The sequence below is a fragment of the Arthrobacter sp. BPSS-3 genome (assembly GCF_044628475.1).
Taxonomy (GTDB): domain Bacteria; phylum Actinomycetota; class Actinomycetes; order Actinomycetales; family Micrococcaceae; genus Arthrobacter.
Genome location: NZ_JBIMMV010000009.1, coordinates 119936 through 145711 on the forward strand (window position 1 = coordinate 119936; position 25776 = coordinate 145711).

26 protein-coding genes are annotated in these 25776 nt (G+C 67.2%); 10 read left to right on the forward strand and 16 right to left on the reverse strand.

Features of this window, described 5'->3' with window-relative positions:
- Positions 1–11: 11 nt before the first annotated feature.
- From ACFVY3_RS14500 to ACFVY3_RS14530, 7 genes are all read right to left on the reverse strand, one after another.
- Positions 12–410, reverse strand: a complete 399-nt coding sequence (locus tag ACFVY3_RS14500; RefSeq protein ID WP_400160246.1) for a hypothetical protein — start codon at positions 408–410, stop codon at positions 12–14.
- Between the two features lie 295 nt (positions 411–705).
- Positions 706–1128, reverse strand: coding sequence for a heat shock protein transcriptional repressor HspR (locus tag ACFVY3_RS14505; RefSeq protein WP_364134395.1), 423 nt, complete (start codon positions 1126–1128; stop codon positions 706–708).
- Positions 1129–1137: 9 nt separating this feature from the next.
- Positions 1138–2118, reverse strand: coding sequence for a DnaJ C-terminal domain-containing protein (locus tag ACFVY3_RS14510; protein WP_290256372.1), 981 nt, complete (start codon positions 2116–2118; stop codon positions 1138–1140).
- 252 nt (positions 2119–2370) lie between these two features.
- A complete protein-coding gene (locus tag ACFVY3_RS14515; protein WP_400160247.1) occupies positions 2371–3018 on the reverse strand; it encodes a nucleotide exchange factor GrpE in 648 nt (215 codons plus the stop codon).
- 2 nt (positions 3019–3020) lie between these two features.
- Positions 3021–4877 (reverse strand): molecular chaperone DnaK, encoded by a 1857-nt coding sequence (dnaK, locus tag ACFVY3_RS14520; RefSeq protein WP_400160248.1) that lies wholly within the window; start codon positions 4875–4877, stop codon positions 3021–3023.
- Positions 4878–5255: 378 nt separating this feature from the next.
- Positions 5256–5672 carry a hypothetical protein gene (locus tag ACFVY3_RS14525; RefSeq protein ID WP_400160249.1) on the reverse strand — a complete coding sequence of 139 codons (417 nt, stop codon included), beginning with the start codon at positions 5670–5672 and terminating at the stop codon, positions 5256–5258.
- Positions 5673–5851: 179 nt separating this feature from the next.
- The gene (locus ACFVY3_RS14530; RefSeq protein ID WP_400160250.1) at positions 5852–8059 is read right to left on the reverse strand and encodes an MMPL family transporter; all 2208 of its coding nucleotides are present in this window, start codon (positions 8057–8059) and stop codon (positions 5852–5854) included.
- Positions 8060–8249: 190 nt separating this feature from the next.
- On the opposite strand from ACFVY3_RS14530, the gene ACFVY3_RS14535 reads away from it, so the two are divergent.
- Together ACFVY3_RS14535 and ACFVY3_RS14540 are read left to right on the forward strand one after the other, a co-directional pair.
- Positions 8250–8741 (forward strand): MarR family winged helix-turn-helix transcriptional regulator, encoded by a 492-nt coding sequence (locus ACFVY3_RS14535; protein ID WP_400160251.1) that lies wholly within the window; start codon positions 8250–8252, stop codon positions 8739–8741.
- Positions 8742–8750: 9 nt separating this feature from the next.
- The gene (locus tag ACFVY3_RS14540; RefSeq protein ID WP_400160252.1) at positions 8751–9566 is read left to right on the forward strand and encodes a methyltransferase domain-containing protein; all 816 of its coding nucleotides are present in this window, start codon (positions 8751–8753) and stop codon (positions 9564–9566) included.
- 179 nt (positions 9567–9745) lie between these two features.
- Here ACFVY3_RS14540 and ACFVY3_RS14545 read toward each other — a convergent pair whose 3' ends face one another.
- Entirely contained in the window at positions 9746–10477 is a 732-nt protein-coding gene (locus ACFVY3_RS14545) for an SDR family NAD(P)-dependent oxidoreductase (RefSeq protein ID WP_400160253.1), read from the reverse strand.
- A 219-nt stretch (positions 10478–10696) separates the two neighbouring features.
- On the reverse strand, positions 10697–11626 hold the full coding sequence (locus ACFVY3_RS14550) for a DUF695 domain-containing protein (protein ID WP_400160254.1): 930 nt from the start codon (positions 11624–11626) through the stop codon (positions 10697–10699).
- 209 nt (positions 11627–11835) lie between these two features.
- On the opposite strand from ACFVY3_RS14550, the gene ACFVY3_RS14555 reads away from it, so the two are divergent.
- The 4 genes from ACFVY3_RS14555 to ACFVY3_RS14570 all read left to right on the forward strand — a co-directional run bounded on the left by ACFVY3_RS14555 (position 11836) and on the right by ACFVY3_RS14570 (position 15736).
- Positions 11836–12189, forward strand: a complete 354-nt coding sequence (locus ACFVY3_RS14555; protein ID WP_400160255.1) for a hypothetical protein — start codon at positions 11836–11838, stop codon at positions 12187–12189.
- Between the two features lie 1670 nt (positions 12190–13859).
- A complete protein-coding gene (locus ACFVY3_RS14560; RefSeq protein WP_400160256.1) occupies positions 13860–14378 on the forward strand; it encodes a hypothetical protein in 519 nt (172 codons plus the stop codon).
- Between the two features lie 135 nt (positions 14379–14513).
- A complete protein-coding gene (locus ACFVY3_RS14565; protein ID WP_400160257.1) occupies positions 14514–15062 on the forward strand; it encodes a dihydrofolate reductase family protein in 549 nt (182 codons plus the stop codon).
- Between the two features lie 50 nt (positions 15063–15112).
- Positions 15113–15736: a LysE family transporter gene (locus ACFVY3_RS14570; protein WP_400160258.1), complete on the forward strand. Its 624-nt coding sequence runs from the start codon at positions 15113–15115 to the stop codon at positions 15734–15736.
- Positions 15737–15744: 8 nt separating this feature from the next.
- On the opposite strand, the gene ACFVY3_RS14575 is transcribed toward ACFVY3_RS14570, so the two are convergent.
- From ACFVY3_RS14575 to ACFVY3_RS14595, 5 genes are read right to left on the reverse strand one after another with little or no spacing between them, the layout of a single operon-like run.
- The gene (locus ACFVY3_RS14575; RefSeq protein ID WP_400160259.1) at positions 15745–17328 is read right to left on the reverse strand and encodes a long-chain fatty acid--CoA ligase; all 1584 of its coding nucleotides are present in this window, start codon (positions 17326–17328) and stop codon (positions 15745–15747) included.
- Positions 17329–17364: 36 nt separating this feature from the next.
- Positions 17365–17820, reverse strand: coding sequence for a MaoC family dehydratase (locus tag ACFVY3_RS14580; protein ID WP_400160260.1), 456 nt, complete (start codon positions 17818–17820; stop codon positions 17365–17367).
- Positions 17821–17846: 26 nt separating this feature from the next.
- On the reverse strand, positions 17847–19055 hold the full coding sequence (locus ACFVY3_RS14585) for an acyl-CoA dehydrogenase family protein (protein WP_400160261.1): 1209 nt from the start codon (positions 19053–19055) through the stop codon (positions 17847–17849).
- Position 19056: 1 nt separating this feature from the next.
- The gene (locus tag ACFVY3_RS14590) at positions 19057–19950 is read right to left on the reverse strand and encodes an amidohydrolase family protein (RefSeq protein ID WP_400160262.1); all 894 of its coding nucleotides are present in this window, start codon (positions 19948–19950) and stop codon (positions 19057–19059) included.
- A 1-nt stretch (position 19951) separates the two neighbouring features.
- A complete protein-coding gene (locus ACFVY3_RS14595) occupies positions 19952–20887 on the reverse strand; it encodes an SDR family NAD(P)-dependent oxidoreductase (protein ID WP_400160263.1) in 936 nt (311 codons plus the stop codon).
- A 121-nt stretch (positions 20888–21008) separates the two neighbouring features.
- Between ACFVY3_RS14595 and ACFVY3_RS14600 the strand changes: the two genes are divergently transcribed.
- Entirely contained in the window at positions 21009–21479 is a 471-nt protein-coding gene (locus ACFVY3_RS14600; protein ID WP_400160264.1) for a MarR family winged helix-turn-helix transcriptional regulator, read from the forward strand.
- A gap of 9 nt (positions 21480–21488) precedes the next feature.
- Here ACFVY3_RS14600 and ACFVY3_RS14605 read toward each other — a convergent pair whose 3' ends face one another.
- A complete protein-coding gene (locus ACFVY3_RS14605) occupies positions 21489–21944 on the reverse strand; it encodes a cyclase (protein ID WP_400160265.1) in 456 nt (151 codons plus the stop codon).
- A 247-nt stretch (positions 21945–22191) separates the two neighbouring features.
- Between ACFVY3_RS14605 and ACFVY3_RS14610 the strand changes: the two genes are divergently transcribed.
- Positions 22192–22749, forward strand: coding sequence for a peptidoglycan DD-metalloendopeptidase family protein (locus tag ACFVY3_RS14610; protein ID WP_400160266.1), 558 nt, complete (start codon positions 22192–22194; stop codon positions 22747–22749).
- Positions 22746–23405 carry a Type 1 glutamine amidotransferase-like domain-containing protein gene (locus ACFVY3_RS14615; RefSeq protein ID WP_400160267.1) on the forward strand — a complete coding sequence of 220 codons (660 nt, stop codon included), beginning with the start codon at positions 22746–22748 and terminating at the stop codon, positions 23403–23405. Before ACFVY3_RS14610 ends, ACFVY3_RS14615 begins: the two co-directional genes overlap by 4 nt.
- An 858-nt stretch (positions 23406–24263) precedes the next feature.
- Here ACFVY3_RS14615 and sigK read toward each other — a convergent pair.
- Entirely contained in the window at positions 24264–24848 is a 585-nt protein-coding gene (gene sigK, locus ACFVY3_RS14620) for an ECF RNA polymerase sigma factor SigK (protein WP_400160268.1), read from the reverse strand.
- 295 nt (positions 24849–25143) lie between these two features.
- Here sigK and ACFVY3_RS14625 point away from each other — a divergent pair, with 295 nt between their 5' ends.
- Positions 25144–25734 (forward strand): TetR/AcrR family transcriptional regulator, encoded by a 591-nt coding sequence (locus tag ACFVY3_RS14625; protein ID WP_400160269.1) that lies wholly within the window; start codon positions 25144–25146, stop codon positions 25732–25734.
- The last annotated feature ends 42 nt before the right edge of the window (positions 25735–25776 follow it).

The following is a 25776-nucleotide window of genomic DNA, read 5'->3' on the forward strand; positions in this document are numbered from 1 at the left end:
CGGAGCGGGCCTCAGGCGGCGGCCGGCGCGGTGACCCGCCCGGTGGCCAACCGCCGCTTGAACCAGCGGCGGAGCTGCTTGCCCTTGCCCTTCCACCAGCTGTCCTCGTCCGGGTCCGTGTGCCAGCGGAAGATCACCGTCACCAGGACGAAGACGCCGCCGGCGGTCTGCGCCCACGCCCCGGACGCCGCGTACACCAGCACGGCCAGGCTCAACGCCAGGATCGACGGCGGGACCAGGGTCAGGAAGACGGTGTTGGCCAGGTAGCGGCGCTGCGAGCGCGGCACCGACACGGCCCGGACCATGTCGGTGCAGACGCACACGACGACGATCGTCTGGCCGAAGGTGAGCAGCAGCAGGCCGGGCAGGGAGTTGCCGAAGAGGGCCAGGGCGTTCAGTCCGGAGTTCATGGCCGGCCCGCGCTCAGTGCGGACGCCGGCGCCGTTGCGCCCTGGACAGTAGTGCGTCGAACGGTGGTGGAGTTCCGTGGATCACGGGTGTGCTGAATCATCGGTGCTGCCCCCCCGGCTTGTGCACGTGACCGGCCCGCCGAGGGCGTCGGCCGGTGGCGGCAGTGCGCCGCCGAGACCATCTAACCGGGAGGGAAAGCGGCCCGTCAGGGGGTCGCGGTACTCGACTTTGTTTTTTCACCACCCGTCTTTGCGGGCGGCTACTCAGTCCCGCCGGGCGGACTACCTAGGCGGATCAGGAGTTGTCGCGGGGGCGCCAGACGACGAGGGCCTGGGAGCGGGGGCGGGGCCGCTGGCCGCGGGCGAGCGTGACCACATCGCCCGCGGCACCGGCGGCGAAGATCCGGGAATCCAGCGGCTGCCGGCGGCGGCCCAGTTCCTCGGTGAGTTCGGCGACCCGGTGTTGCAGGGCCGCGACCTGGTTCTCCAGCTGCAGGATCCGCTTGATGCCCTCGAGCGAGACGCCTTCCTGGGAAAGCCGCTGCACCTCGCGGAGCATGTTCACGTCCCGCTGCGAGTACCGACGGGATTTCCCGGGGGCGCGGCTGGGCGAGACGATGCCGAGCCGGTCGTACTGGCGCAGCGTCTGCGGGTGCATGTCCGCCAGCTCAGCGGCGACCGAGATCACGAAGATCGGCTGGTCGAACTCGATGTCCATGGCTGGACCCTACAGCCGGGCCTTGGCTGCCAGGCCCGCGCGGACGTCCTCGCCGGCGGTGGCCGCGGCGAACGCCTTGACGGCGTCCTCGGCTTCCTTGGTCAGCTTCTTGGGGACGGCGACGTCGATGGTGACGAGCAGGTCGCCGGTGGCCTTGCTGTGCTTGACGCCGCGGCCCTTGACCCGGAGCGTCCGGCCGGTGGGGGTTCCCGCGGGAACCCGGACCCGGACCTTGTCTCCGTCGAGCGTCGGAACCTCAATGTCCGCGCCCAGGGCCGCCTCGGGGAAGGTGACCGGGACGTGGATGCGCAGGTTGTCGCCGTCGCGGGTGTAGAAATCGTGCGGCTTGACCGAGACGGTGACCATCAGGTCCCCGTTGCCGGCGGGGCCGTACTGGCCCTTGCCGCGGACCCGGACCTTCTGGCCGTCCTTGATGCCGGCGGGGATCCGCACGTCGATGACCTCGCCGTCGGGCTCGCGCAGGCCGATGGTGGTGCCGCGGATGGAGCCGGCGAAGGAGATGCTGGTGGAGGCGGTCCGGTCCGCGCCCTTCTGCGGGCCGCGCTGGAAGGACTGCCCACCGCCGAAGCCGCCGCCGCCGAACAGGTCGGCGAATTCGGGCGGGATGCCGCCGGCGGTGCTGTAGCCGCCGGAGTGGCGGCCGCCGCCGCCGGTGAAGAGGCCGCCGAAGAGGTCTTCGAAGCCCGCCCCGCCGCCTGGCTGGCCTGCGCCGCCGGGGGCGAACCGGGCGCCGCCGCCCATCGCGCGGATGGCGTCGTACTGCTGGCGCTCATCGGCGTCGGAGAGCACGGAATAGGCCTCGGAGATGTCCTTGAATTTCTTCTCCGACGCGGTATCCCCGGCATTGGTGTCCGGGTGGTGCTGCCGGGCGAGCTTCCGGTAGGCCTTCTTAATGTCGGCGTCGGAAGCGTCCTTGGCGACACCAAGGATCTTGTAAAAGTCCTTGTCGACCCAGTCCTGGCTGGCCACTGGCGTTTCCTTTCAAAAGTCGTACAGAGTGCGCTTCGCAAACGATGGGCCCCCGCCCCTTCGCCGGGTGGGTGGGGATCTGCGATCCCCACCGCCGAGGGCGCCGTCCTGGCCGACCGGTTGGGCCTGGACAAGCAGGTCTTCTGGGACATCGCCTCCGTCCCCTCACCTTAGGTGAGAAGACCGCGGGCGCGGATACCGCAGCGGACGAGAGGGCGGGGCCCCCTCATCCGCGAAGGCGCGGTGGTGACGCTACGCCGGGACGGACACGATCACTTGGGCGGCGCGCAGGACCCGGTCGCCGGACTTGTAGCCCGAGCGGAGGACCTGGCTGACCGTGTCGGTTTCGACGTCGGCGCCGGGCTGCTGGATGAGGGCCTCGTGGATCGTGGGGTCGAACTCCACGCCGGTCTCATCGATGCGCACCAGACCGTAGGTCTTGAGCGCGTTCTCCAGCTTCGCGGCGATCGCGGCGAACGGGCCGTCGGCCAGGTCGCCGTGCTGCCGGGCGGCGTCGACGTCGTCCAGCACCGGGAGCAGGGAGTTCAGGACGCCGATGACGGCCATCTCCCCTGCCACGGCGCGGTCGCGTTCGACGCGCTTGCGGTAGTTGACGTACTCGGCCTGCAGGCGGCGGAGGTCGTTCTTCAGTTCCTCCGCCTCCCCGGCGTTGACGCCCTGCGCCACGGAGTCCGCGGCCGGGACGTCCACGCTATTGAGGATGTCCTCGGCCTGGGACAGTGCGTCCCCGGATCCGGACTCCGCCGCGGCATGTTCCTGGTCCGGGTGCCGGGCCTGGCCGGTCTTCGGATCAACCTTGCGGTTGTCGTGGACCACCGGCTTCTGGCTCTCGTCCGGGCCCTCGCCGCCGTGCTCTGCTTCGTTACCGTGGTGCGGCATGATTACTTCTTCTCGTCTTCGTCAACGATCTCGGCGTCGACGATGTCCTCGTCGGAAGCCTTCTCGCCGGCCGGGGCACCTTCGGCACCGGCGGCACCCTCAGCGGCACCTGCCTGGGCGTAGATGGCCTCGCCGAGCTTGGTCTGGGAAGCCTGCAGCTTCTCAAACGCGGCCTTGACGGCGGCGTCGTCCGTGCCTTCAAGCGCCTTCTTCAGCTCGTCGACGTCGGCCTGGACCTCGGTCTTGACCTCTTCGGGCAGCTTGTCCGCGTTGTCGGCGATCAGCTTGTCCACGGAGTAGGCGAGCTGCTCGGCGGTGTTGCGGGTGTCGGTCGCCTCGCGGCGGGCCTTGTCCTCGGCTGCGTGCTCCTCGGCGTCACGGACCATGCGGTCGATGTCTTCCTTGGAGAGGCTGGAACCGCCGGTGATGGTCATCGACTGCTCCTTGCCGGTGCCCTTGTCCTTGGCGGAGACGTGGACGATGCCGTTGGCGTCGATGTCGAAGGTGACCTCGACCTGCGGCACACCGCGCGGGGCCGGTGCGATGCCGGTCAGTTCGAACGTGCCCAGCGGCTTGTTGTCGCGGGTGAATTCACGCTCGCCCTGGAAGACCTGGATGGCCACGGACGGCTGGTTGTCATCAGCCGTGGTGAAGGTCTCGGACCGCTTGGTGGGGATGGCGGTGTTGCGCTCGATCAGGTGCGTCATGACGCCGCCCTTGGTTTCGATACCGAGGGAGAGCGGGGTGACGTCGATCAGCAGCACGTCCTTGCGTTCGCCCTTGAGGACGCCGGCCTGCAGTGCGGCGCCGACGGCGACGACCTCGTCCGGGTTGACGCCCTTGTTGGGCTCCTTGCCGCCGGCCAGTTCCTTGACCAGCTCGGAGACGGCGGGCATACGGGTGGAGCCGCCGACGAGCACGATGTGGTCGATGTCGGAGAGCTTAATGCCGGCTTCCTTGATGACGTCGTGGAACGGCTTCTTGGTGCGCTCCAGCAGGTCCTTGGTCAGGTCCTGGAACTTGGCGCGGGTCAGCTGCTCGTCCAGGTGGACCGGGCCGTCGGGGGTGACGGAGAGGTACTGGAGGGAGACGTTGGTGCTGGAGGAGGAGGACAGTTCCTTCTTGGCCTGCTCGGCAGCCTCGCGGAGGCGCTGCAGGGCGATCTTGTCCTTGGAGAGGTCGATGCCCTTGACCTTGAGCTGGTTCAGCAGGTAGTCAACGACGCGCTGGTCCCAGTCGTCGCCGCCGAGGCGGTTGTCACCGGCGGTGGCGCGGACCTGGATGGTGGAGAAGTCGTCCTCGTCCTTGCCAACTTCGAGCAGGGAGACGTCGAAGGTGCCGCCGCCGAGGTCGAAGACGAGGATGAGTTCGTCTTCCTTGCCCTTGTCTAGGCCGTAGGCCAGGGCGGCCGCGGTGGGCTCGTTGACGATGCGCAGGACCTTCAGGCCGGCGATCTCGCCGGCTTCCTTGGTGGCCTGGCGCTCGGCGTCGTTGAAGTAGGCCGGAACGGTGATGACCGCGTCGGTGACCTTTTCGCCCAGGTAGGACTCGGCGTCGTTCTTGAGCTTCATGAGGATACGGGCGGAGATTTCCTGCGCCGTGTACTTCTTGTCATCGATGCTCATGGTCCAGTCGGTGCCCATGTGGCGCTTGACCGACGAGATGGTGCGGTCGATGTTGTTGACGGCCTGGCGCTTGGCGATTTCGCCGACCAGGACCTCGCCGGACTTGGAGAACGCAACGACCGACGGCGTGGTGCGGCCACCCTCGGCGTTGGCAATGACGGTGGGCTCGCCACCTTCGAGAACGGAAACAACGGAGTTGGTGGTTCCGAGGTCAATACCTACTGCTCGTGACATGTGTGGCTTCCTTCTTTCCTTGGAAACGTGCTGCCCCCGGCCATCGGGCTGAGGCCCGGCGACCGGGAGTGAACCCGGGATCGAGCCCGTCGATTGTCGAGGCGCGCCCACTTGTTGAGCGCTCTGCACTCAAGTCTACGCGCGCTCATTCCGATGTCAATCCAAAGTTGAGTCACATCCGCTCAACTTTGAACATGGGTGCGGATTTCGACCGCGACGGCGGCGCTGAGGTCGGCGGTTTTGTCCCGCCAAACCCCGGGATTCCACGGATTTCGTCGCCACTGCGATTTCGCCTGTGCGCAGGGCGGGTGCCCCGGCGGCCGTTTCGCTCTGCGAGAACGGTCCCGCCGGGCCCGCTTGAAAAGTCCTTCTGCGCGCCTAGCGTCCGGTTTCGTCGTCGCGACGCTCGTCGCCGTGGGCCGCCTCGCCCGCTGCGCGGTGGCCGGTGGCGCCCGCGGCGCCGTAGTCGCCCTCTTCGTATTCGCCCTCGTCGCCGGCGACGGCGTCCGGGCCCGTGGCGCCGGCGCGGCCGTAGTCACCCTCGGGGTAGTCGCCTTCCTCGGCGCCGACCGCGGAGCCGGTGGCGACGCCGGCCTTGCCGTAGTCGCCCTCGGCGTATTCACCCTCCGGGGCGCCGGCCGGGTTCTCTCCGGTCACACCGGCGTTGCCGTAGTCGCCCTCGACGTACTGGCCGGCGTCGGCCTCAAGGCCCGTCTCCTCGGCGGCAGGGGCGGCCGCAACATGCCGCGCTTCTTCTGCTGCCGTTCGATCAAACTCACCGTGATTGTCAGACATGGGTGGATCCCTCCTGCAGGCGTGCGCGCCCGCTCGGGCGCAGGGGCAGTCTATCGAGGGACCCCGGGCGGCGACAGGGCCGTTCCCCTGCGCCGGGGATGCCCTTAACCAGGCAGCCGCCGCCACGGTTGCCTGGCGGGGGGAACCAGGAGCGGTGACGGCGGCTGCGGCCGGGGGTCTTAGCGGACTCCCGCCTCTGCGGATTCCGGTTCGGGCTGGGAGACCTGGGCCCGCGCCGCACGGTCCGTCTCCGCCCGGCCCAGCTTGCTGGGCCACCAGATCCGGTGCCCCAGGTCGTACGCCAGGGCCGGGACCAGCAGGGACCGGACCAGGACCGTGTCCAGCAGCACGCCGAACGCCACGATGAAGGCCAGCTGCACCAGGAACATGATGGGGATGACGCCCAAGGCGGCGAAGGTGGCGGCGAGGACCACGCCGGCGGAGGTGATGACCCCGCCGGTGACGCCCAGGCCGCGCAGGATTCCCGGCCGTGTTCCGTGCTTGATTGACTCCTCGCGGACCCGGCTCATCAGGAAGATGTTGTAGTCCACGCCCAGGGCCACGAGGAAGACGAAGCCAAAGAGCGGCACGGTGGCGTCCGCGCCCGGGAAGCCGAAGGCGTGGTTGAACACGACCGCGGAGACACCCATCGCGGCGCCGTAGGAGAGGACCACCGAGGCCACCAGCAGCACCGGCGCCAGGACGGAGCGGAGCAGCAGCATCAGGATGACCAGGATGACGGCCAGGACCACCGGGATGATGGTGACGAGGTCGCGCTGGGCCGTGGTGTTGGTATCCAGCGCCGTGGCCGTCACCCCGCCGACGAGAGCGCCGCTGTCGATGGTCTTGAGCTCCTTGCGGAGTTCGACGACGACATTCTCGGCCTCGTTGGAGTCGGCCGCGTCGTTCAAGGTGGCGTTGATCAGGACCCGGCCGTCGCGGACCGCGGGTTCGCTGGCGGCGCCGGGGGCGCCGGGGATGACCGGGGCGCCGCCGTCGGCCACCAGGTAGGCATCGCCCACGCCGTCGGTGTCCTTGGTCTTGGCCAGCACGTCCCGGGCCTTAGCCTGGTCGGTGACGATCACGGCGGGGCTGCCGCTGCCGGCGTCGAAGTGGCGCGCCAGAGCCTTCTGACCGTCCACCGCGTTGGAGGCGGAGAGGATGACGGCGGTCTGCGGGACGCCGTTGGCCTTGAGCTGAAGCACACCCGCGGCGGCGACCACCAGCAACAGGACCGAGGCGACCCAGACGGTGCGCGGCCGGCGGGAAACCAGCGAGCCGGTGGCCCGCCAGAGGCCCTTCTGCCCCTCGAGGCCGGTGACGAATTCAGGCTCGCGCTCCTCCTCAGGGAGCACCTTCGGCCGGAACGGCCAGAACGCGGCACGTCCCAGGAGTGCCATCATGGCCGGCAGCAGGGTGAGCGCGGCGAAGAGCGAGCAGAGGATGCCGGCGGCCGCCACCGGGCCCAGCGCCTTGTTCGAATTCAGGTCGGAGAAGAGCAGGCAGAGCAGGGCGATGATCACCGTGGCGCCGGAGGCCAGGATCGGCTCCCACGCGGCCTTCCACGCGGTGAGGACCGCGGCGGTGCGGTTGGTGGTGTGCGTCAGGGCCTCGCGGAACCGTGCCACGTAAAGCAGGGCGTAGTCGGTCGCGGCGCCGATCACCAGGATCGACAGGATGCCCTGGCTCTGGCCGTTGAGCTGGATCCAGCCCAGTTTGGCCATGCCGAAGACCAGCAGGATGGCGGCGCAGAGGGCGAACACGGACGTGAACAGCACCGCAATGGGCAGCAACAGGGACCGATAGACCACCAGGAGGATCACGAACACCGCCCCGAGCGCCACGAGCAGGAGGATGCCGTCGATGCCGCCGAAGGCGCTGACCAGGTCCGCCGTGAGGCCCGCCGGGCCGGTGACGAAGGTCTGCATGCCCTCGGGGGCGGAGGCCTTGACCTCGTCGCGGACCTCCTTGATCACGTTCTTGACCTCGTCGGAGGAGGCGATCGGGACCACGAACTGCACGGCCTTGGCGTCCTTGGAGGGGATCGGCCCGATCACGCTGCTGCCGGCCTTGAGCTCCTCCAGCTTGCCCTTGAGTGCGGCGGCCTGGCCGAGCTGGGCGGGGGTGAACGCGGCGTCGCTTTCGATCACGACGACGGCAGGGATCTCCTTGGAGTCGCGGAACTTGGCCTGCCAGTCCTGCGCCTCCGTGGCCTCGGCGCCGGCCGGAAGGAAGGAGGCTTGGTCGTTGGAGGAGACTTCGCTTAGCCGGCCGAAGGTGGGGCCGCCGATGCCGGCGATGGCCAGCCAGGTGACCACCAGCAGGACGGGCACCAGCCAGCGGAGCCAGAACGGTACACGGGTCGAGTTTTGCCGCTTGGTTTTCATGGCGTCCTTCTCTGGGGGCGGTACGGAGTAGACTTCAGTAAATCATAGATTATCTCCATGATGGATATAAGTGTCTGGCTAGATATATTGGTGCGGATTTCCTGCCCGGGCCCCGTCCAGCCCCCTGGAGTAAACTCCGTGGGGCGCCAGGTGCGCCGGGGGGCGAAACGCAGGAGGAGGTGAGCGGCCAGTGTCAGCAGAGATTCCACCGCAGGGCGGCCCAGGGGAGCCGTCGCCGCTGGTCCGGCTGCTCCAGGAGTTCAGCCTGGAGGCCAACCGCTACGTCGACGCCGCCGGCGCCCGCAACGACATGCACCGGACGGACCTCAACGCCCTGTCCGTGATCATGGAGCACACCGCCAAGAACCAGGTGGTCACACCCGGGGTGCTGCGCCGGGAACTGCACCTCAGCTCCCCCGCCACCACAGCCCTCATCGACCGGCTGGACCGGTCCGGCCACGTGGTGCGGGAACGCGAGGGCACGGACCGCCGGCAGGTCCAGTTGAGGATGACAGCCAAGGCCTTCGACGACGGCGGCGCCATGTTCCTGCCGCTGGCCCGCCACATGGGGGCCGCGATGGAAGGCTTCACCCCGGAGGAACTGGAGGTGGCCACCCGGTTCCTGACCGCGATGATCGCCGCCACGGTCCGGGCAGGCGAGGAAGCGGCCGGAAGCGCGTAGCCTGTGGCCATGAGCGCCGAACAGCCCGAGGATGTCTATACACACGGCCACCATGAATCCGTGGTCCGCGCCCACGCGTCGCGCACGGCGGAGAACTCGGCAGCATTCGTGCTCCCGCACCTGACTTCGGGGGTTTCGGTGCTCGACGTCGGCTGCGGCCCGGGCAGTATCACGTGCGACTTTGCCGCACTGGTGGCGCCCGGGGAGGTGACCGGGCTGGACCGCTCGGCCGAGGTGATCGCCCACGCCTCCGCCCTGGCCGCCGAACGCGGCACCGCCAACGCCCGCTTCGTGGCCGGCAACCTCTACGACCTGGACTTCGACGACGAAAGCTTCGACGTCGTCCACGCCCACCAAGTTTTGCAGCACCTCACCGACCCGGTGGCCGCGCTGCGGGAAATGCGGCGGGTGGCCAAGGCCGGGGGCATCGTCGCCGCCCGCGACGCCGATTTCCACGGCATGAGCTGGTACCCGGCCGTCCCGGAACTCGACGAATGGATGGAGCTGTATCAGCGGATAGCCCGCCGGAACGGCGCGGAACCGGACGCGGGGCGGCGGCTGGTGTCCTGGGCGCAGTCTGCCGGCTTCACCGACGTCGCGCCCTCCAGCAGCAACTGGCTCTACGCCACCGGCCAGACCCGGCGTTGGCAGGCCCGGGTGTGGGGCGAACGGGTGCTGCATTCCTCCTTCGCGGAGCAGGCGGTGGAGTACGGCTTCGCCACTCCCGCGGATCTGGCCCGGATCTCCGCGGGCTGGCACCGCTGGGGATCCACCGACGACGGCTGGTTCCTCATCCCCAACGGCGAGATCATCGCCCGCGCCTGAGGTCGCCAGCGCCAGACGCGTTCACCCAAGCACCGAGTCCGGGACCGGCGACGGCTATCTCATGCTCGACAAACTACTTGTCGTGGCCAGGCTTTAGGGGATCAAGGCTTTGCAACAGTCTGGCCGGACGGTGCTGCGGGCGTCTCCGACGCTTCTGAACTGTGCTTGGCAGATGACAACTACAGGCCGCCGGCGACCCTTAGCGTCGCGCCCGTCGTGTAGGCCGCGTCCGGAGAGATAAGCCAGGCGACTGCCCCGGCAATTTCTTCAGGCACACCAGCGCGGCCCAAGGGAACCGATTTTGCGATTTTCGCGGGACGCTGTCGGTCCTGGTGAAAGTCGGTCCAGACGGTGCCGGGCTCAACGCAGTTCACACGAATGCCCAAAGGGGCGAGCTCTTTGGAGAGACCCACGCTGAGGGCGGCGACCCCTGCTTTCGCCGCGGCATAGTGAACGTACGTGCCGGGGCTTCCCAAGGTCGACGCCGCTGACCCAATGAGGACGAGGCTGCCCTGCGTAACGCTGAGGTACCCAATCGCCGCATGACTGGTCAGGATGGCGCCGAGAAGGTTCACTTCGAGATCGCGGCGAATAGCAGACGCGTTGAGATCGACGAGTGGACCCACTGCGCGTACGGCGCCGGCCGCAGCAACGACTCCCGTCAGCTCCCCGAGCGCCTGACCCGCCCGGAAAAATTGGCCGATCGAGGCCTCATCGGTGACATCGACAGCTGCGATGACAGCATCCCGGCCTCGTGCCCGAACACGCTGCGCCACTTCCAGGGCCGCAGCCTCGTCAGTATGGAAACCAATCAGGACATCGTGACCGTCGGCCGCCAGTCGATCAACGATGGCTGCGCCAATCCCGCGGGAACCCCCAGTAACAGCGGTGATTGCTCGAGAACTACCCATGACCTCATTCTCCCTGCGGCGCAGAGACGCCCAAAATTATTCGAATATTCCGGATTCCCAGAACCACTCCCCGGTGTCTCCAATCCCTAGGGTTTTGAGGCTCTGAGGTTATGAGACACATGGATCCGACATGGCGGCTGGTTCAGTGTCCGTAAGGGGGTCCCTCGACGCGCGCTCGGGCTGCCACCCCGAGGTTCGCCGGCAGGGCCGTTGGAGATCTCAGCCTGTAAACTGGCGGACGCGGCGCCAAGCCGGGTCAGGGGCAGAGTCGATGGAAAGACGTCGAGATCGGACCCAATCGGACAGCGCGGCTGCTACATTCTGGTCGTCGCCGTCGGTGTAGACGTGGAAGGTGCTACGTCCGGAGGCGGTCACGTAGCCAATAACCAGACCACGAGGACCAAGAAGCGATTCCAGCTCATCCTCGAGGCTTAGGAGTGAGTCGAGCGCGGCTCCGTCGGCTGGAAGTCCATTGTCCTGGGAGGCAAATGAAGCATGGACACTGTGGTGAACGTCAAGAGTCGGGTGGTTGATCCAGCGCAGAGAACTTCGAAAGCTCCCGAACGCGGGAGTGCCATTGGCATCTTCCCATCGGGATAGTGTCCACTTATCAGGATCGTGGACTTCGGCGATCGACTTGACAGCGCGGAGGACACCGTCGCCTTTGGTGGAGTCCACCGAAGGCGCTGTAAGTGCCGCAATCTGGCCCAGCCAGCGCTCGACGTCATCCTCCCCGAGGAGCCAGTCAAGAACGAGGAATGACACTTGCAGTCTCGTGGACTCCGGAAGGTCCCGGAACACCGGGTGGTACACCCCGACGTGGACCCTGAGCTCCTCCTCGGCGGTTTCGACGCGGAACTCGGTTTTTGACAGATCGAGCTTACTCCCGGCGATCCCCAACACCGTGCCCAGAGCGTTCGGGTCTGCCTCTTGGCTCGATCGGAACTCCCAGGTCGGATCTGCAGGCGGGGCAGCACGAATCCATCGCTGGGCCGAGGGCCGCACCTCCGCTGTTCCGTTAGCCGACACAGTGAGCCGGTGTTCGGACTCGCTTCCGGCGCCGAAGTGCCATGTCAGGTCCGGATGGATCGCTGCAACCCTTTGACTCAGCTGTTCAATAGCAGGCGATTGGTTCCGGGGATCGAGCATGTGGCCCTCCCTTACCCACCACTCCCAAGAGGCAGAAATAGGGTGCACGGGAGCAGACGGTTCTTTCCTACGGAATAGGCCCATGGCGTAAAGAATTCCACGAAGGCTAATCTCTTACAACCTGCGGTTTTGTAGCTTCATGGGTTTTCCGGCGGGGTGGAGCGACTAACTGGCAGGTATTCCTGCTTTTATAGGCGAAGATTCTTGGTGTGCATGATTTGATCCTTTCTGCCCAGATCCAGCTAACCGACAGGTTCGGGGCTGTCCCAGCACCGCCCTCGTACGGAGTGAAGCTGGGAGTCGCCGAAAACGTGCGATCACGTGATGTTCTCCCACTCAATGGCCTGAGGCATCCCGCCGCTACCGGGACCAGTGGCTGGTTCATCTGGCGCGGCGAAGAAATAGGAACCGCGCACGACTTCTTTGTTCCATTGCACATCGAGCATCTGGATAGCCTGTGCCCGGAAGTCATCCCCTATCTCGCATTGCCGCCGGGGTGGCGCTTCCTCTTGGCGCCTGGCTACGAAGATGTCTGGTACGACGATTCATTGCTGGACGTCTGATCAGAAGGCGATGACGCAGCTCAGGCTCCACCCTCGTTCACCGCCGGGTTGGGGATCCCTCTGTGGACACGGACACAGTTGGCTTCGGGAACGCTCCTAATCCGGGGTGCGTTTTATAGGCCCTAGAAGCCTGATCGCGCCCACTGCTCTCCCACCGCGGATCGCTCCGCTTCTTCGTTGGGACCTAGGTCGAGGACCTCAGAGACTGTCGGATCGCCGTCGATTACATGGCCGATGCCAACGACTCTGTACACGCTTGCATCATCTGGATGCTCATCACCGCAGAGCGCGCACCAATCTCCGTCTGGCCGAGTGACAAAGAGCACGGGCCTAATTCCGTCGAAGACGTCAATGCACACATAGCACTTCGTCTCATGAGACGGACCCTGCTGTTGCAGTGGGTGTGTCACAGCTATGCGCTCCCGTAGGGGAGAGTGGAATGCAACCTACCGACAATCCGCTTCCCTGGCTTCATGCCGCAACTATGGCACATGTCGATATTTGGGTGGCCCAACGAAGTCACGACGCGCGGGGCCACAACTGCACACTATTCGCGCTCACGCTTCCCCCTGCTGCCTTCCCAAGGGCGTCCGGAAGCCGGTCAATCATCGTTCCGCGGAAGCCGCCGCCACGTTCCGCGCGGCCGGTGGCCAGGGCGATGCCCCTAATTCCGCTGATTCTCAGGAAACTTCCCGACGCCCGCGATTCTCATAACTACGTCACATATCTGTCTGGGCGAATCGGCGTATCCATTGTTAGTTATGAGACACCTCGTAGTCAGGAAAGGCGAGACTGATCGGCTACGGCGCTTTTCGGCGCGGCCGCAGTCATCTGACCGGCAACAGGCAGACCGTCTGGCATCCGACGCCCGTCGGGATGACCCTTTTGTCGACCACGGCGTCTCGGGGTCACGCGTCGCCACCTCAGTTGGACCGGGCACTGGACGCCCTGGTCGGGGGCGTCACCCTCGTCATCACCACTCAGGACCGGCTCGGACGCTCCACCCAGAACACCTTGCCTTCGCCGACGCACTCCGGACCCTCGGCGCCGGCCACTGGGTCCTGAACCTGCGCGGGAGCGACGTCGATACCTCACCCGTACTTAGCCAAGCAGGCGTTCGCGGGCTGGGCGTTGTCCCCGGTCATGCTGTACTCGTTGCCCGTATCGGCCTTCCCTGCCTCAGTGCAGTGTTCGTCTCGTCACTGAAGCCGGATTCCTAGCCAGGAGGCTGCGCTCCTTACTGTGGTCAGCGGCCGCTGTGAGACGTTCCATGAGAGGCTGACATGAATTGCAGCACTTACCTGGGGGAAACAATGCTTTCAATCGTCATGTCCGTGGTCGTATTTGTCGTGCCGGCGGCGGCGATCATTTTTGCCTTGTACTGGGTCATCCGTATGGGCGTAAAGCATGGACTGAGGTCCTACCACGCAGAGAGGAACAATGAAGCGGAGACCTCTATTTAGGGTCCCTCCCTGAACTGCCGCTTAGTGTGTGGCTGCGCCCGCGCGAGCGCAGGGCGCGCAGGGAACCCCCCCCGGCGTCTAAGCGGCCGCACCTGCACAGCAGCGCCACAGCACCGGCTCAGTCCTGCCCTATCTGCGCGGGCGAGGCTGGGTTCAGCCGAAAAGGTCGGCTGGCCCGGACCCCGGGCTCCAGAAAAGGAGCAACACATGGGAAAGATCAACAAAACCACGGCGGCCATCATGCTGGCAGCGGTGATCGGCGGCGGCGCGGTCGGCGCCGCCGCGGTTCCTGCGATGGCTGCGGACAGCACCGGATCGACGACCTCGAGCACCGCCACCAGCGGCGCTTCATCGGCGGGCGGCTACGGGGCTGCCGGATCCGACGGCGGCCAGCGCGGACCGCACCAGGCGAACGGGAAGACCGAGGAGGTCCTCACCGGCGACACCGCAACCAAGGTGGAGGCAGCGGTCAAGGCAGCCCAGCCGGGTGCGACGATCGACCGGATGGAGACCGACGCCGACGGCGCCACCTACGAGGCCCACATCACGAAGTCCGACGGCACCCACTCGACGGTGCTCCTGGACGGCAACTTCGCCGTGACCGGCACCGAGGACATGGGGCAGGGTGGACCGGGTGGCCACGGCGGCCCCGGTGACGGCGACGGCGACGGCGGCCAGGGCGGCACGGGTCAGAACGACGCCGGCGCTCCCGCCACCAACGGCTGACGCGGCGGGGTCCCCGGCCGCAGGCCCGGGACCCCGACCCACCGGCAGCCGGAGGCAACCCGGCCGCCAAAAACCATTCCCTCGCCGCGGATCTGCCGCTAGGGTGCAGGCATTGACCCGATGTAAGGAGAGCGGATGCGCAAGGTAACGGCCGGATTGTTCAGCTCGGTGGACGGCGTGGTGGAGGACCCGTTCCTCTGGCAGTTCGATAGCTTCGACGCGGAACTGGGGGCCGGCATGGGCGAGATGATGGGCCGAATCGACGCCGGACTGCTGGGCCGGGTGGGCTACCAGCAGTGGGCGGAGTACTGGCCTAACGCGCAGGCCGATGACGACTTCGGCGCCTTCATCAACCCGCTGCCCAAGTACGTGGCGTCCCGGACCCTCAGCGGGGACCTCGCCTGGCAGAACTCGCAGCTGATCCAGGGTCCGCTGGAGGACTTCGTAAAGGAGCTCAAGCAGGGCGACGGCGGCGACATCGGCGTCTTCAGCAGTATCTCCTTGGTCCGCCAACTGTTCTTCGCCGGCCTGCTGGACAGCCTCATGCTGATCGTCCACCCGGTGGTGGCGGGCAGCGGCCGGAAGCTCTTCAACGACGGCGACCCGCTCAGCCGGCTGGAACTGCAGTCCTCCGAGCAGACCAGCAAGGGCAATATGATCCTCAATTACGGCCGCCGGGACTGAACAGCGGCCCGGATGCGGGCGCCGGCAGCGGCGAACCGTAAGCTTGGCGGGTGCAATTTTCCCTCTGGCTGGCCCTGGTCGGCGCCGGCGTCCTGATCAGCTTCACGCCCGGCGCGGGCGCCATCAACACCATGAGCAACTCGCTCAACTCCGGTTTCCGGCGCGCCATCTGGGGGATCCTGGGCCAGCAGGCGGCCCTGGTTTTGCACATCTTGGTCGTGGCCCTCGGCGTCGGCGTCCTGGTGGCCAGCTCGCCGCTGGCGTTCAACATCATCCGCTACGCCGGCGCCGCGTACCTGGTGTACCTGGGCATCCAGCAGTTCCGCCACAAGCCGGATCTGGACCAGGAGAAAGCCGCGGCGCTGCGGAACGAGCCGGCGCTGTCCATGTTCCGCCGCGGCCTCTGGGTGAACCTGCTCAACCCGAAGGCGATCATCTTCTTCCTGGCGTTCATGCCGCAGTTCATCCGCCCGGACCAGCCGCTGCTGCCGCAGTACCTGGTGCTGTCCCTGACCGTGATCGTGATCGACATCCTGGTCATGTGGTTCTTTTTCGCCGCGGCGGCCAAGACCTTCCAGCGGTTCACGCACGACGCGCGCGGCCAGCAGATCCTCAACCGCGTCTTCGGCGTCCTGTTCATGGCCGTCGGCGTGCTGCTGGCCGCCATCCACTAGGACAGGCGCTACACCGCGCCCTGGGTCAGCTTCCGCAGCTCTGCCTTGCGGATCTTGCCGCTGGCAGTCCGGGGCATCTGGTCCACAAACACCACGGACTTCGGGATCTTGTACCTTGCCAGCTTCCCGTCCAGGTGCGCGCGCAGCTCCTCCTCGGTCAGCCGCGCCCCGTCCCGCAGCGACACCACGGCCCGCGGCACTTCGCCCCACTTCTCATCGGCCACGCCGATCACCGCCACGCTGCCGACGGCGTCGAGCTCGGCGATCACCTGTTCCACCTCGGCCGGGTAGATGTTCTCCCCGCCGGAGATGATCATGTCCTTGAGCCGGTCGGAGATGAAGACGAAGCCGTCGTCGTCCGTGTATCCCATGTCGCCGGACTTGAACCAGCCGTCCGGGGTGTACGACTCGGCCGTGGCCTCGGGCCGGTTCCAGTATTCACGGATGACGTTGGGGCCCTTGATCTGGATCTCCCCCACCGTTCCCGGCGCGGCCGGGCCGGCATCGGGCTCCAGCGGGTCCGCCACCCGGACGTCGGTGAAGAAGTGCGGCAGTCCGGAGGAACCGGCCTTTTCCCGGGACCGTGCCGCCGGCAGCGTGGTGGCGCCCGGGGCGGTCTCGGTCATGCCGTAGCCGTTGGAGAAATGCAGTCCGCGCCGTTCATAGGCGTCCAGGACCCGCAGGGGAACGGCCGAGCCGCCGCAGGTGAGCTTGTTCAGCGAACCCAGCTCCGTGGTGTCCCAGTCCGGGTGTTCGCAGAGCATCTGGAACGTAGTCGGCACCCCGCTGAGGGTGGTGGCCCGGTGCCGCTGGATCAGTTCCAGGGTCCGGCTCGGGTCGAAGCGGGCCTCCAGGACCACGGTGCCGCCCTTGAGCAGCGTGGGCAGCACGCCCATGTCCAGCGAGGCCACGTGGAACATCGGCGAGATCATCAGGGCCACGTCGGCCGAAGAAAAGTCGAAGTCCACCAGCACGTTGATGCAGTTCCAGGTGATGTTGCCGTGCGTGAGCAGCGCCCCCTTGGGGATGCCGGTGGTGCCGGAGGTGTAGAGGATCATGGCCCCGTCGTCCAGGGTCACGGCGACGTCCGGTGCCTGGGGAGATCCGGCGGCGAGCGCCTCCTCGTAGTCCTCGACGGTGCCGGACGCTGCTCTCCCGTCCGCTTCGGTGCCGGACACGGCGCCGGTCGTGCCGCCGTCGTCGACCACCAGGCGGGTCCGGACGCCGGTGCCGGCCGCGCCGCGCCCGGCGAGCCCGGCCAGGCTGGCCGCGTGGACCAAGACGGCGGCGCCGCAGTCCTGCAGCTGGAACTGGATCTCCGGGGGCGCCAGGCGGGTGTTCAGCGGGACGAACACGGCACCCAGCAGCCCGGCGGCGAAGAGCGTCTCCAGGAAGGCCGGGTCGTTCTCGCCCAGGTAGGCCACGCGGTGGCCCTTGGTGACGCCGCGTCGGCCCAGGGCATTCGCCAGCCGCGCGGCCCGCTCGGCCAGCTGGGCGTACGTCACGTTCCGCTCGCCGGCGATCACGGCGGTTTTGGTGCCCGACTTGGGGCTGCGCCGTTGCAGCCATGAGCCGATGCCGAAGTTCTCCACGGCAGGTCCTTTCGAGAGGGGGAGCCGGTGGGCGGCTCACTTGTAGAAGCGGGCGAGGAACTCGGCGACGACGGCGGGCCGCTCCTGGCCCTCGATCTCGATGGTGTTGGAGACCTTGATCTGGGCGCCGCCCTTGACCTCGGTGACCTCGGTGATAGTGGCCTGCATCCGGATGCGCGAGCCCACTTTCACCGGGGAAGTGAAGCGGACCTTGTCGAGGCCGTAGTTGACCTTGGTGGTGACGCCCTCGACGTCGAACAGCTCGCCCCAGAACGGGATGATCAGGGACAGGGTCAGGAAGCCGTGCGCGATCGGGGCGCCAAACGGTCCTTCCTTGGCGCGTTCGACGTCGACGTGGATCCACTGGTCATCCCCGGTGGCGTCGGCGAACTTGTTGATCTGTTCCTGCGTGATTTCGCGGTATTCGGTGACGCCGAGGTCGGTTCCGGCGAGGGTGAGCAGCTTGTCGAAGTCGACGACGAGGTTGGGCATGGCGGGCTCCTTGATTGGTGGGGTGGTTAGTGGGTGAAGGCGCTGTGGCCGGTGAGGGCGCGGCCGATGATGAGGGCGTTGATGTCGTGCGTGCCCTCGTAGGAATAGATTGCCTCGGCGTCGGCGTGGAAGCGGGCGACGTCGGCCGCCAGCGTGATGCCGTTGCCGCCGACCACCTCCCGCGCCAGCGCCACGGTCTCGCGCATCAGCAAGGAGGTCTGCATCTTGGCCAGCGCCGAATCCTGGTCCCGGTAGACGCCGCGGTCCTGCTGTTCGGTCAGCCGGACCACAAGCGAGAGCGCGGAGGCGACGTTGCCGAGCATCCGGGCGAGCTTCTCCTGGACCAGCTGGAACGAGCCCAGCGGCCGGCCGAACTGCTGCCGGTCCGTGACGTAGCGGAGGGCCGCCTCGAACGCGCCGGCGGCGGTGCCGGTGGCAATCCAGGCGACGTCGGAGCGCATCATCCGCAGCATCGCGGCGACGTCGCGGAACGAGTTGACGTTGTGCAGCCGCATCGCCTCGGGCACTCGGACATCCGCCAACGTGATGTGGGCGTTCTGCATCATCCGCAGCGAGGCCTTGCCGTGGATTTTCTCCAGGGTCACGCCTTCGGCCTGCCGGTCCACCAGGAAGCCCTTGACCTGCCCGTCGGCTTCGTCGCGGGCGAAGACGGCCAGCACGTCGGCGGTCAGGGCTCCCCCGATCCAGCGCTTGGCCCCGTTGAGTATCCAGTCCCCGCCGTCGCGCCGGGCGCCGGTGGCCAGGCCGCCGGCGATGTCCGAGCCGTGCTCCGGTTCGGTCAGGGAGAAGACGCCCTTGAGCGAGAAGTCCAGCACCCTGGGCAGCCATTCGTCCCGCTGCTCCGGGGAGGCGCCCACCGTGATGGCGGTCCGGAAGAGGCCCGCCTGGGCGGTGTAGAAGGTGGCCAGGGAGGCGTCCGTGCGCGCCAGCTCGAAGATCCGGAAGCCGTGGTAGATCCCGCGGGCCGGGGTGTGGCCGGGTCCGGGCGGGCCGGTCACCTCGGCCGGTTCCATCAGGTCCAGGTCGATCAGCGGACCGGTCAGCTGGTCCGGGAAGTCGCCGCGCTCCCAGTAGTCGGCCAGCAGCGGGTGTGCCTGCTCGTCGAGGAAGGTCCGCAGCCGGCCCAGCACCCGCCGCTCCGCGTCGGTGAGCAGCGCCTCGGCGTCGTAGTAGTCGCAGACCCCGTAGAGGCGTTCCGTGGTTTCCGCGCCCATCTCACCCACCGAGCCCGAGCAGGCGGACGGCGTTGGCCTTGAGGATCTTCGGCCGGACCTCGTCCTTGAGCGGCAGCTCGGCGAAGGCGCCGAGCCATTTTTGCGGGGTGATCAGCGGGAAATCGGTGCCGAAGAGGACCTTGTCCTGCAACACCGAGTTCGACATCCGCACCAGCGACTCCGGGAAGTACTTCGGGGACCAGCCGGAGAGGTCGATGAAGACGTTGGCCTTGTGTGTGGCGATCGAGTTCGCCTCGTCCTGCCAGGGCACGGACGGGTGGGCCATGATGATCTGCAGTTCCGGGAAGTCCGCGGCCACGGCGTCCAGCAGCAGCGGGTTGGAGTACGCCAGCTTGATGCCGTAGCCGCCCGGCAGCCCCGCGCCCATGCCGTTCTGGCCGGTGTGGAAAATCGCAGGCAGGCCCAGCTCCTGCAGCGTCTCCCAGAGCGGGTAGAACTGCTCGCTCGAGGGATCGAAGCCCTGCAGGCTGGGGTGGAACTTGAAGCCGCGGGCGCCCAGGTCCACGGCCTGGTGGCGGGCGCCGGTGATGGCGTCCGGGCCGGTGCGCGGGTCGACGCTGCCGAACGGAATCAGCACGTCATTGTTGCGGGCGGCGCCGGCAATCAGCTCGGGAATGCTGTTGGGTTCGTGCTTGAGCTGGGTGCGGGCGTCCACGGTGAAGACGACGGCGGCCATGTTCAGTTCGCGGTAGATCTCGGCGATCCGGTCCAGCGACGGCGTCCGGTCCTCGGCCTTGAAGTACTTGGCGGAGGCCTCGGTGAGGGTTTCGGGCAAGGAATTGTGGCCGCAGCTGTCCACCTCGAGGTGGACGTGCATGTCGATCGCGTCGAGCGCGGCCGCGTTGATGCCGGATTCGTACCGGGTCGAGGCCATCTCAGCGGGCCTGGGCCGGCTCGGGCTGCAGCTCCTCCGGCAGCGGCAGGAACTCCTCGCCCACGCTCTGCAGCTTGTCGCCGAAGAGTGAGTCGAAGTTCTCCACGAGGTCCTGGTAGCCCCAGCCGCCCTCGCGGTATGCGGTGGCGGCGGCCTCCGGGTGGGTCCAGAGCTGAAGCCGGTCGCCGCCGGCGCCGATGGCCTGGCCGGTGATCCCGGCCGCGGCGTCGGAGGCCAGGAACGCGACCAGCCCGGCGACGTCGTCGGCGGTGCCGAAGCCCAGGTCGTGGCGGAAGAAGGCCGGCATGTCCTCGCCGCGCTCGTCCGCCTCGACGGCCTTCTGGAAGTAGGGGACGGTCTTGGTCATGGCGGTGGCGGCCACGGGGATGACGGCGTTGGCGGTGACGCCCGCCTTCTTCATCTCCAGCGCCCAGGTTCGGACCATGCCCACGATTCCGGCCTTGGCAGCAGCGTAGTTGGTTTGGCCGAAGTTGCCGCGCTGGCCGGTGGGCGAACCGATGGTGATGATGCGGCCGGGAACCTGGTTTTCCTTGAAGTAGCCGAACGCCTCCCGGGCGCAGGTGAAGGTGCCCTTGAGGTGGACGTTGATGACGGCGTCGAAGTCCTCGTCCGTCATCTTCAGCAGGCTCTTGTCCCTGAGGATGCCGGCGTTGGTGACCAGGATGTCCAGCCGGGCGAACGTGTCGACAGCCGCCTGAACCAGCTGCCTGGCCACCTCGGAGCTGCCCACGGGGGCGACGACGGCGGTGGCGCGGCCGCCGTCGGCCTCGATGGTGCGGACGGCGTCGGCCGCAACCGCCTCGTCCACGTCGTTGACGACGACGGCGGCGCCCTGCCGGGCCAGTTCCCGGGCGTAGGCCAGGCCCAGCCCCCGACCGCTGCCGGTGACGATCGCTACTTTTCCTGCGAGGCTCATTGCCGCTCCTTTGCTAGCTGCCGCGCGTCCTGCACGGCGGCGTGGGACGTTGTTCTGGATCCATGAAAGTATGGATAATTGAGAAAGTCAATGATTTATTTTGTCGACCATTGGAGCCGGAATGACGATCGAAGCCGCAGACGTACCGGGCACGGACCGGGCGGAGAAGCTCACGGCCGCGCCCATGGCCGGCGACGCCGGATTCCTGCTGGCGAAGCTCCATGCCGCCGGATCGGTCCTGAACAACCGGGCTCTGGCCGGGTTCGGGCTGAAGGAGCGCTCCTTCTCCGTACTGGCCCTTGCCGCCTGCGGGCTGGAGCCGACCCAGCGCGAGACGGCGGAGTTCCTCAGCCTGGATCCCAGCCAGATCGTGGCGTTGATCGATGAGCTGGAGGGCCGGGGGCTGGTGATGCGTGCACCCGGAAAGCAGGACCGGCGCGCCAAGACGGTCACCACCACCGATGCGGGCGACGCCGTGTTCCGGCGGGCGACCTCGGCTGCCCGGGAGGCCGAGGCCGCCGCCCTGGCCCGGCTCAGCGCCGAGGAGGCCGGACAGTTGAAGGCCCTGCTCCGGAAGGCGCTGTGGGGTTAGCGAACCGGGCTACTCGATGAGCGTGCCCCCGGCAAGATGCCGGTTGCGCCTCTCGATCAGCTGTTTGAGGTAGCGGCCGAGCAGTGCCTTCTCGACCAGGCGCCCGAGGGGGCCGAAGGGTGCCGAGAACTCGATGCGGTCCAGCATGAGGGTTCCCGCCCCGTCCGCCCTGAATTCATGGAGGTGCCGGAACCGCCGGAACGGACCACTCACCTGCTCGTCGACGAAGTAGTCGGGCGCGTGCATCTCCGTAATCCGGCTGGTCATGCGCAGCGGAACGCCGAAATGGTGAGCCCGCCAGGTCACTTCCTCGCCGAGGGAAATGAGCCCCGAGGTCACCCCGCCGATGGCTTCTTCCCGGGAGTGCGCGAGGGAATCTTTGTGGACATCGATGTTGCGCGCACGATCAAACATCTCCGCCGGGGGCATGCTGGTCCGCTTCGTGCATTCGAAAGTGACGGCCATCGTCAGAGTATTGCAGGGTTTGACCCGGCCCCGAGGGCACTCGACCATGTCGGGGGTCAGTGACCACCCGGATCAGGGGCCGGATGTGTGTGGACTCTGGTTTTCGTGAATGGCAGACACCAGAATGAACCGCATGGCCATGGCTGCGAACACCGGTCCTCCCGTCGTGCTGGGGTACCCCTTGGCCGGGAGCTTCCGGGCACGGAACAGCCCCGCGCGGCGGGTGCCGAGCCACGGAACGGACTTGATGGGGACAACCTTCGCCATCGATTTCATCCCCGTGGATGAGGACGGGCGGTCCGCGCCGTGGACCTGGCGGGCTGTGGCTGCGACGGAGCGGCCCGAAACCTTCGTGGGATTTGGGACCCACCTCATGGCCCCAGCCACCGGACGCGTCGTGGTGACCCACGACGGCGAGGACGATCACGCGGCACGCCGGTCGCAACTGACGCTGCTTGCCTACATGGCAGGGCAGCCCCGGCGCATCCGACGCGGGGCGGGCGCCATCGCAGGGAACCACGTCGTCGTCGCGATGGGCGGATACGGGCCGTACGTCTTGGTTTCCCACCTGCGGAAGGGATCGGTCAGCGTGGGCGTAGGCGACGTCGTCGAGCGGGGCCAGGTGATCGGACAGTGCGGAAACTCAGGAAACAGCACCCAGCCGCATGTCCATGTGCAGGCAACGGACAGCGTCGACTGGCCCCGTGCGCACGGGCTTCCCCTCGCGTTTCAGACAGCCGCCGGCGTCGAACTGCCCGGAGAGTCCCAGATCATCCGATCCCCCACCACCGGAGGTAGTCCTTGAAGCTCTTGCTGACATCAGGCGGTGTCACGAATCCGAGCATTCGCTCCGCGCTACTTGACCTGCTGGGCAAGCCCGTCGAGCAGTGCCACGCGCTGGCCATCCCCACGGCACAGTGGGGGCACCCCGCGTGCGGCCCGGAATCGGCCCAGCGGTTCGTAGCCGCAGGGACAGGCTCGCCGCATCTGTCCGGCCTGGGCTGGGCCTCGGTCGGCGTCCTGGAACTCACCGCCCTGCCCAGCATCGGGCAGGAACGCTGGATCCCATGGGTCCGGGACGCCGGCGTGCTCCTGGTCGACGGCGGTGACGCGAGCTACCTGGCCCACTGGATCCGCGAGTCCGGACTCGAAGGACTCCTGCCATCGCTCACCGAAACGGTCTGGGTCGGGGTAAGCGCCGGGAGCATGGTCATGGCTCCGCGGATCGGAACGCCCTTCGTCCACTGGCCGTCCGCGCCGGACGACCGCACCCTTGGAGTGGTGGACTTTGCGATCTTCCCGCACCTGTTCGCCTTCCCGACCAACACCATGGCCGACGCCGAACGGTGGGCGGAGGAGCTGGGCACCCCGGCCTACGCCATCGACGAGCAGACTGCCATCTCAGTGGTCGACGGCACCGTCGACGTGATCTCCGAGGGAATCTGGAGGAGGTTCGGCTAGCGCCACCTTTTGCTGGCCGAGGCTTCGTTGTCCGGCCGTCCGGCCGATGTTAGCGTGGGGGCGATTAGGGGGAGCTGCTGTGACGGGTTGGGAGTTGCTGGAACGTTTTGTCCAGCTGGATGTCGCGGTCCGCGCAACCCTTGGTTCCGGACTGCCTCCCATCGCGGCCGTAGCGCTCTTGGCGCTGGTCGTTGCGACGGCCACCGTCATGGCTCACACCTTCCAGGCACTTCTCAACCGCCTCGTTGTCTACATTGGCGGCGCCGTCGTCGGTGTTACCTATAAGCCGCCCAGGCGGCCACCAGCCTCATCCGCCTGGCCGCCACCTGCCGGCGGTCCGGGCCCCCGTGCTCCTGGCGGTCACGGCAATCGACCCTGAGCCATCAGCAGCAGCAGTCCACGGCCTGACCCCTCGCCGGCAGAGCCAGTTCGGCCGACTGCTCCCTGGCGGCTCACTGGGCGACCTCGTCACCGAGTCATTCGCCACCGCCACCAGGAGTCCATTGTCGTGTCCCCGCACATCCCCGTACCCCCAAGATCTTCGACGCACCGCCCGCTCAGTTCCCGCCCCGTCCGCCGCCTCGCCTTGCTGTATCGCCTGAGCCGCCGGCTTTACCGCCGCATGGCACTCCGGGCCACGTCATTCGGCGGCTGGGTGTGGCTGGCCGCCGGCTCGGCCATCGGATTCGAAGCCTTCGACATCCTCTTCGGAGCCTTCGCGCTGGCTCCCGAGTTACTCCCGTTGGCCGTCCTTGGGATCGCCCTGGCCTGGTATTTCCGGGGGCGGTTCAGGTGGCTTCTGGCACGTACCCGCGCGTACCGACGGCTCAGGAGGCTCCGCGGCGAAGCTCGGCGTGATCAGACGACGTCGAGTTGGGTCCGCAGGCGGCTCAAGCCGTCGCGGATCCGTGATTTGATCGTGGGCAGCGGCACTGCGAGCTTCTCGGCCACCTCGCGGTATGTGAGGCTGCCGAAATAGGCCAAGACAATGGACTCGCGTTGCAGCGGTGAAAGAACCGTGAGGGCTTCGGAGACCTGACGAACTTCCAATCTGTCCGTGACCACCTCGCCGACTTCGTCAAATGGCTGCTTCCATTCGGCCGTCATCCATCGCGCGTCGCGGTCGGCGCTGCTCTGCCACGATCGAACCTTATCTACCGCCTTGCGGTGCGCTATGGTGACCAGCCATGCATATGGACTGCCAAGTGCAGAGTCGTACTTGTCCGCATTCTGCCAGACCAGGAGGAACACCTCCTGCATGACTTCCTCACTGAGCTCAGGATCCCGTACAACACGCCGCACCACGCTGAACACCCGCGGCGAAGTGAGGCGGTAAAACTCGGAAAAGGCCTCGTGGTTACCCTCTGCGGCTTCACCCAACAAGCCGGCCAGGAAGATTGCGGCTTCATCCTGTCCGGATGGCGGGCGGTCCAGTGTCTCCATAATGTCTTTTCGGTCAGTCCGCGTCAGCCCCCAGCGGGCCACCGGTGAAGCAGTTGAGGAGCGTATGGTGAAACCAAGAGGATGGTGGCCGCTCGGTAAAACCGTGGCCCTACCAGCCGGGTGAAGAAGCAGTGGAGAACGCTCGTTCTCCACTGTCGCTTACATTAGAGAACGATCGTTTTCCACGCAAGCCGAAAGGGACCAAGGCATGTCCGTGCCAGAAGCTGCCGCAGGGCCCACGTCGTCCGTCGACGCCGCAGCGGCGGCGGCAGAGGATGCCGTTCGGGCAGGAATCGTGACCGCCGTCGGGCCCTTGTTTTACGCGCGCGGTTTCACCACGGTGGGCATGGATGAGGTCAGGGCAGTTGCCGGCGTCTCGCTTAAGCGCCTCTACCGGCTCTTTCCCTCGAAGGAAGACCTCATTGAACAGGTCCTGCTTGCCTGGCGGGAGGACTGGGAGACAAACATCGTCGCGCAGGTGAAATCCGCGCAGGTACCCCGTGACCGCCTGCTGGCCGTGTTCGATTTCCTGGCCGCCTGGTTCACCACGGAGGGGTTCCGGGGATGCGCCTTCATCAATTCATTTGGCGAGTTGAGTGGAACCTCGGGACGAATCGGCGCCATTGTCCGGGCACAAAAGGCGGAGTTCCAGGATTACCTGGCCCGGGTCGCGGCCGAGATCGGTGCACCCGCCACTCTTGCCCCGCAGCTGGCTATCCTTGCGGAGGGAGCCGTGACGACGGCAGCCATTTCCGCCAGTCCTGAGCCTGCCCGCCAGGCCCGGGCCGCCGCGGAGATTCTTATCGACGTTGCGCTTGGAACGCACCCCCATCCCGGCCACGGCTCCGGCGCACGGGAAGACACGTCCGGCCCGGACCTGCCGTAGTCACCGCGGCTCCGGGCTGTTGGCGGCTGCCCGGGCTGCGCA

Excerpts from the sequence above, each read along its gene's own strand:
- ACFVY3_RS14580 (WP_400160260.1), bottom strand. The coding sequence starts at position 17,820 with ATGCCCAACCTCGTCGTCGACTTCGACAAGCTGCTCACCCTCGCCGGA.
- ACFVY3_RS14560 (WP_400160256.1), top strand. The coding sequence starts at position 13,860 with ATGGGAAAGATCAACAAAACCACGGCGGCCATCATGCTGGCAGCGGTG.
- ACFVY3_RS14540 (WP_400160252.1), top strand. The coding sequence starts at position 8,751 with ATGAGCGCCGAACAGCCCGAGGATGTCTATACACACGGCCACCATGAA.
- ACFVY3_RS14590 (WP_400160262.1), bottom strand. The coding sequence starts at position 19,950 with ATGGCCTCGACCCGGTACGAATCCGGCATCAACGCGGCCGCGCTCGAC.
- ACFVY3_RS14605 (WP_400160265.1), bottom strand. The coding sequence starts at position 21,944 with ATGGCCGTCACTTTCGAATGCACGAAGCGGACCAGCATGCCCCCGGCG.
- ACFVY3_RS14525 (WP_400160249.1), bottom strand. The coding sequence starts at position 5,672 with ATGTCTGACAATCACGGTGAGTTTGATCGAACGGCAGCAGAAGAAGCG.
- ACFVY3_RS14550 (WP_400160254.1), bottom strand. The coding sequence starts at position 11,626 with ATGCTCGATCCCCGGAACCAATCGCCTGCTATTGAACAGCTGAGTCAA.
- ACFVY3_RS14565 (WP_400160257.1), top strand. The coding sequence starts at position 14,514 with ATGCGCAAGGTAACGGCCGGATTGTTCAGCTCGGTGGACGGCGTGGTG.
- ACFVY3_RS14585 (WP_400160261.1), bottom strand. The coding sequence starts at position 19,055 with ATGGGCGCGGAAACCACGGAACGCCTCTACGGGGTCTGCGACTACTAC.
- ACFVY3_RS14515 (WP_400160247.1), bottom strand. The coding sequence starts at position 3,018 with ATGCCGCACCACGGTAACGAAGCAGAGCACGGCGGCGAGGGCCCGGAC.
- ACFVY3_RS14530 (WP_400160250.1), bottom strand. The coding sequence starts at position 8,059 with ATGAAAACCAAGCGGCAAAACTCGACCCGTGTACCGTTCTGGCTCCGC.
- ACFVY3_RS14505 (WP_364134395.1), bottom strand. The coding sequence starts at position 1,128 with ATGGACATCGAGTTCGACCAGCCGATCTTCGTGATCTCGGTCGCCGCT.
- sigK (WP_400160268.1), bottom strand. The coding sequence starts at position 24,848 with ATGGAGACACTGGACCGCCCGCCATCCGGACAGGATGAAGCCGCAATC.
- ACFVY3_RS14600 (WP_400160264.1), top strand. The coding sequence starts at position 21,009 with ATGACGATCGAAGCCGCAGACGTACCGGGCACGGACCGGGCGGAGAAG.
- ACFVY3_RS14610 (WP_400160266.1), top strand. The coding sequence starts at position 22,192 with ATGGGGACAACCTTCGCCATCGATTTCATCCCCGTGGATGAGGACGGG.
- ACFVY3_RS14595 (WP_400160263.1), bottom strand. The coding sequence starts at position 20,887 with ATGAGCCTCGCAGGAAAAGTAGCGATCGTCACCGGCAGCGGTCGGGGG.
- dnaK (WP_400160248.1), bottom strand. The coding sequence starts at position 4,877 with ATGTCACGAGCAGTAGGTATTGACCTCGGAACCACCAACTCCGTTGTT.
- ACFVY3_RS14500 (WP_400160246.1), bottom strand. The coding sequence starts at position 410 with ATGAACTCCGGACTGAACGCCCTGGCCCTCTTCGGCAACTCCCTGCCC.
- ACFVY3_RS14545 (WP_400160253.1), bottom strand. The coding sequence starts at position 10,477 with ATGGGTAGTTCTCGAGCAATCACCGCTGTTACTGGGGGTTCCCGCGGG.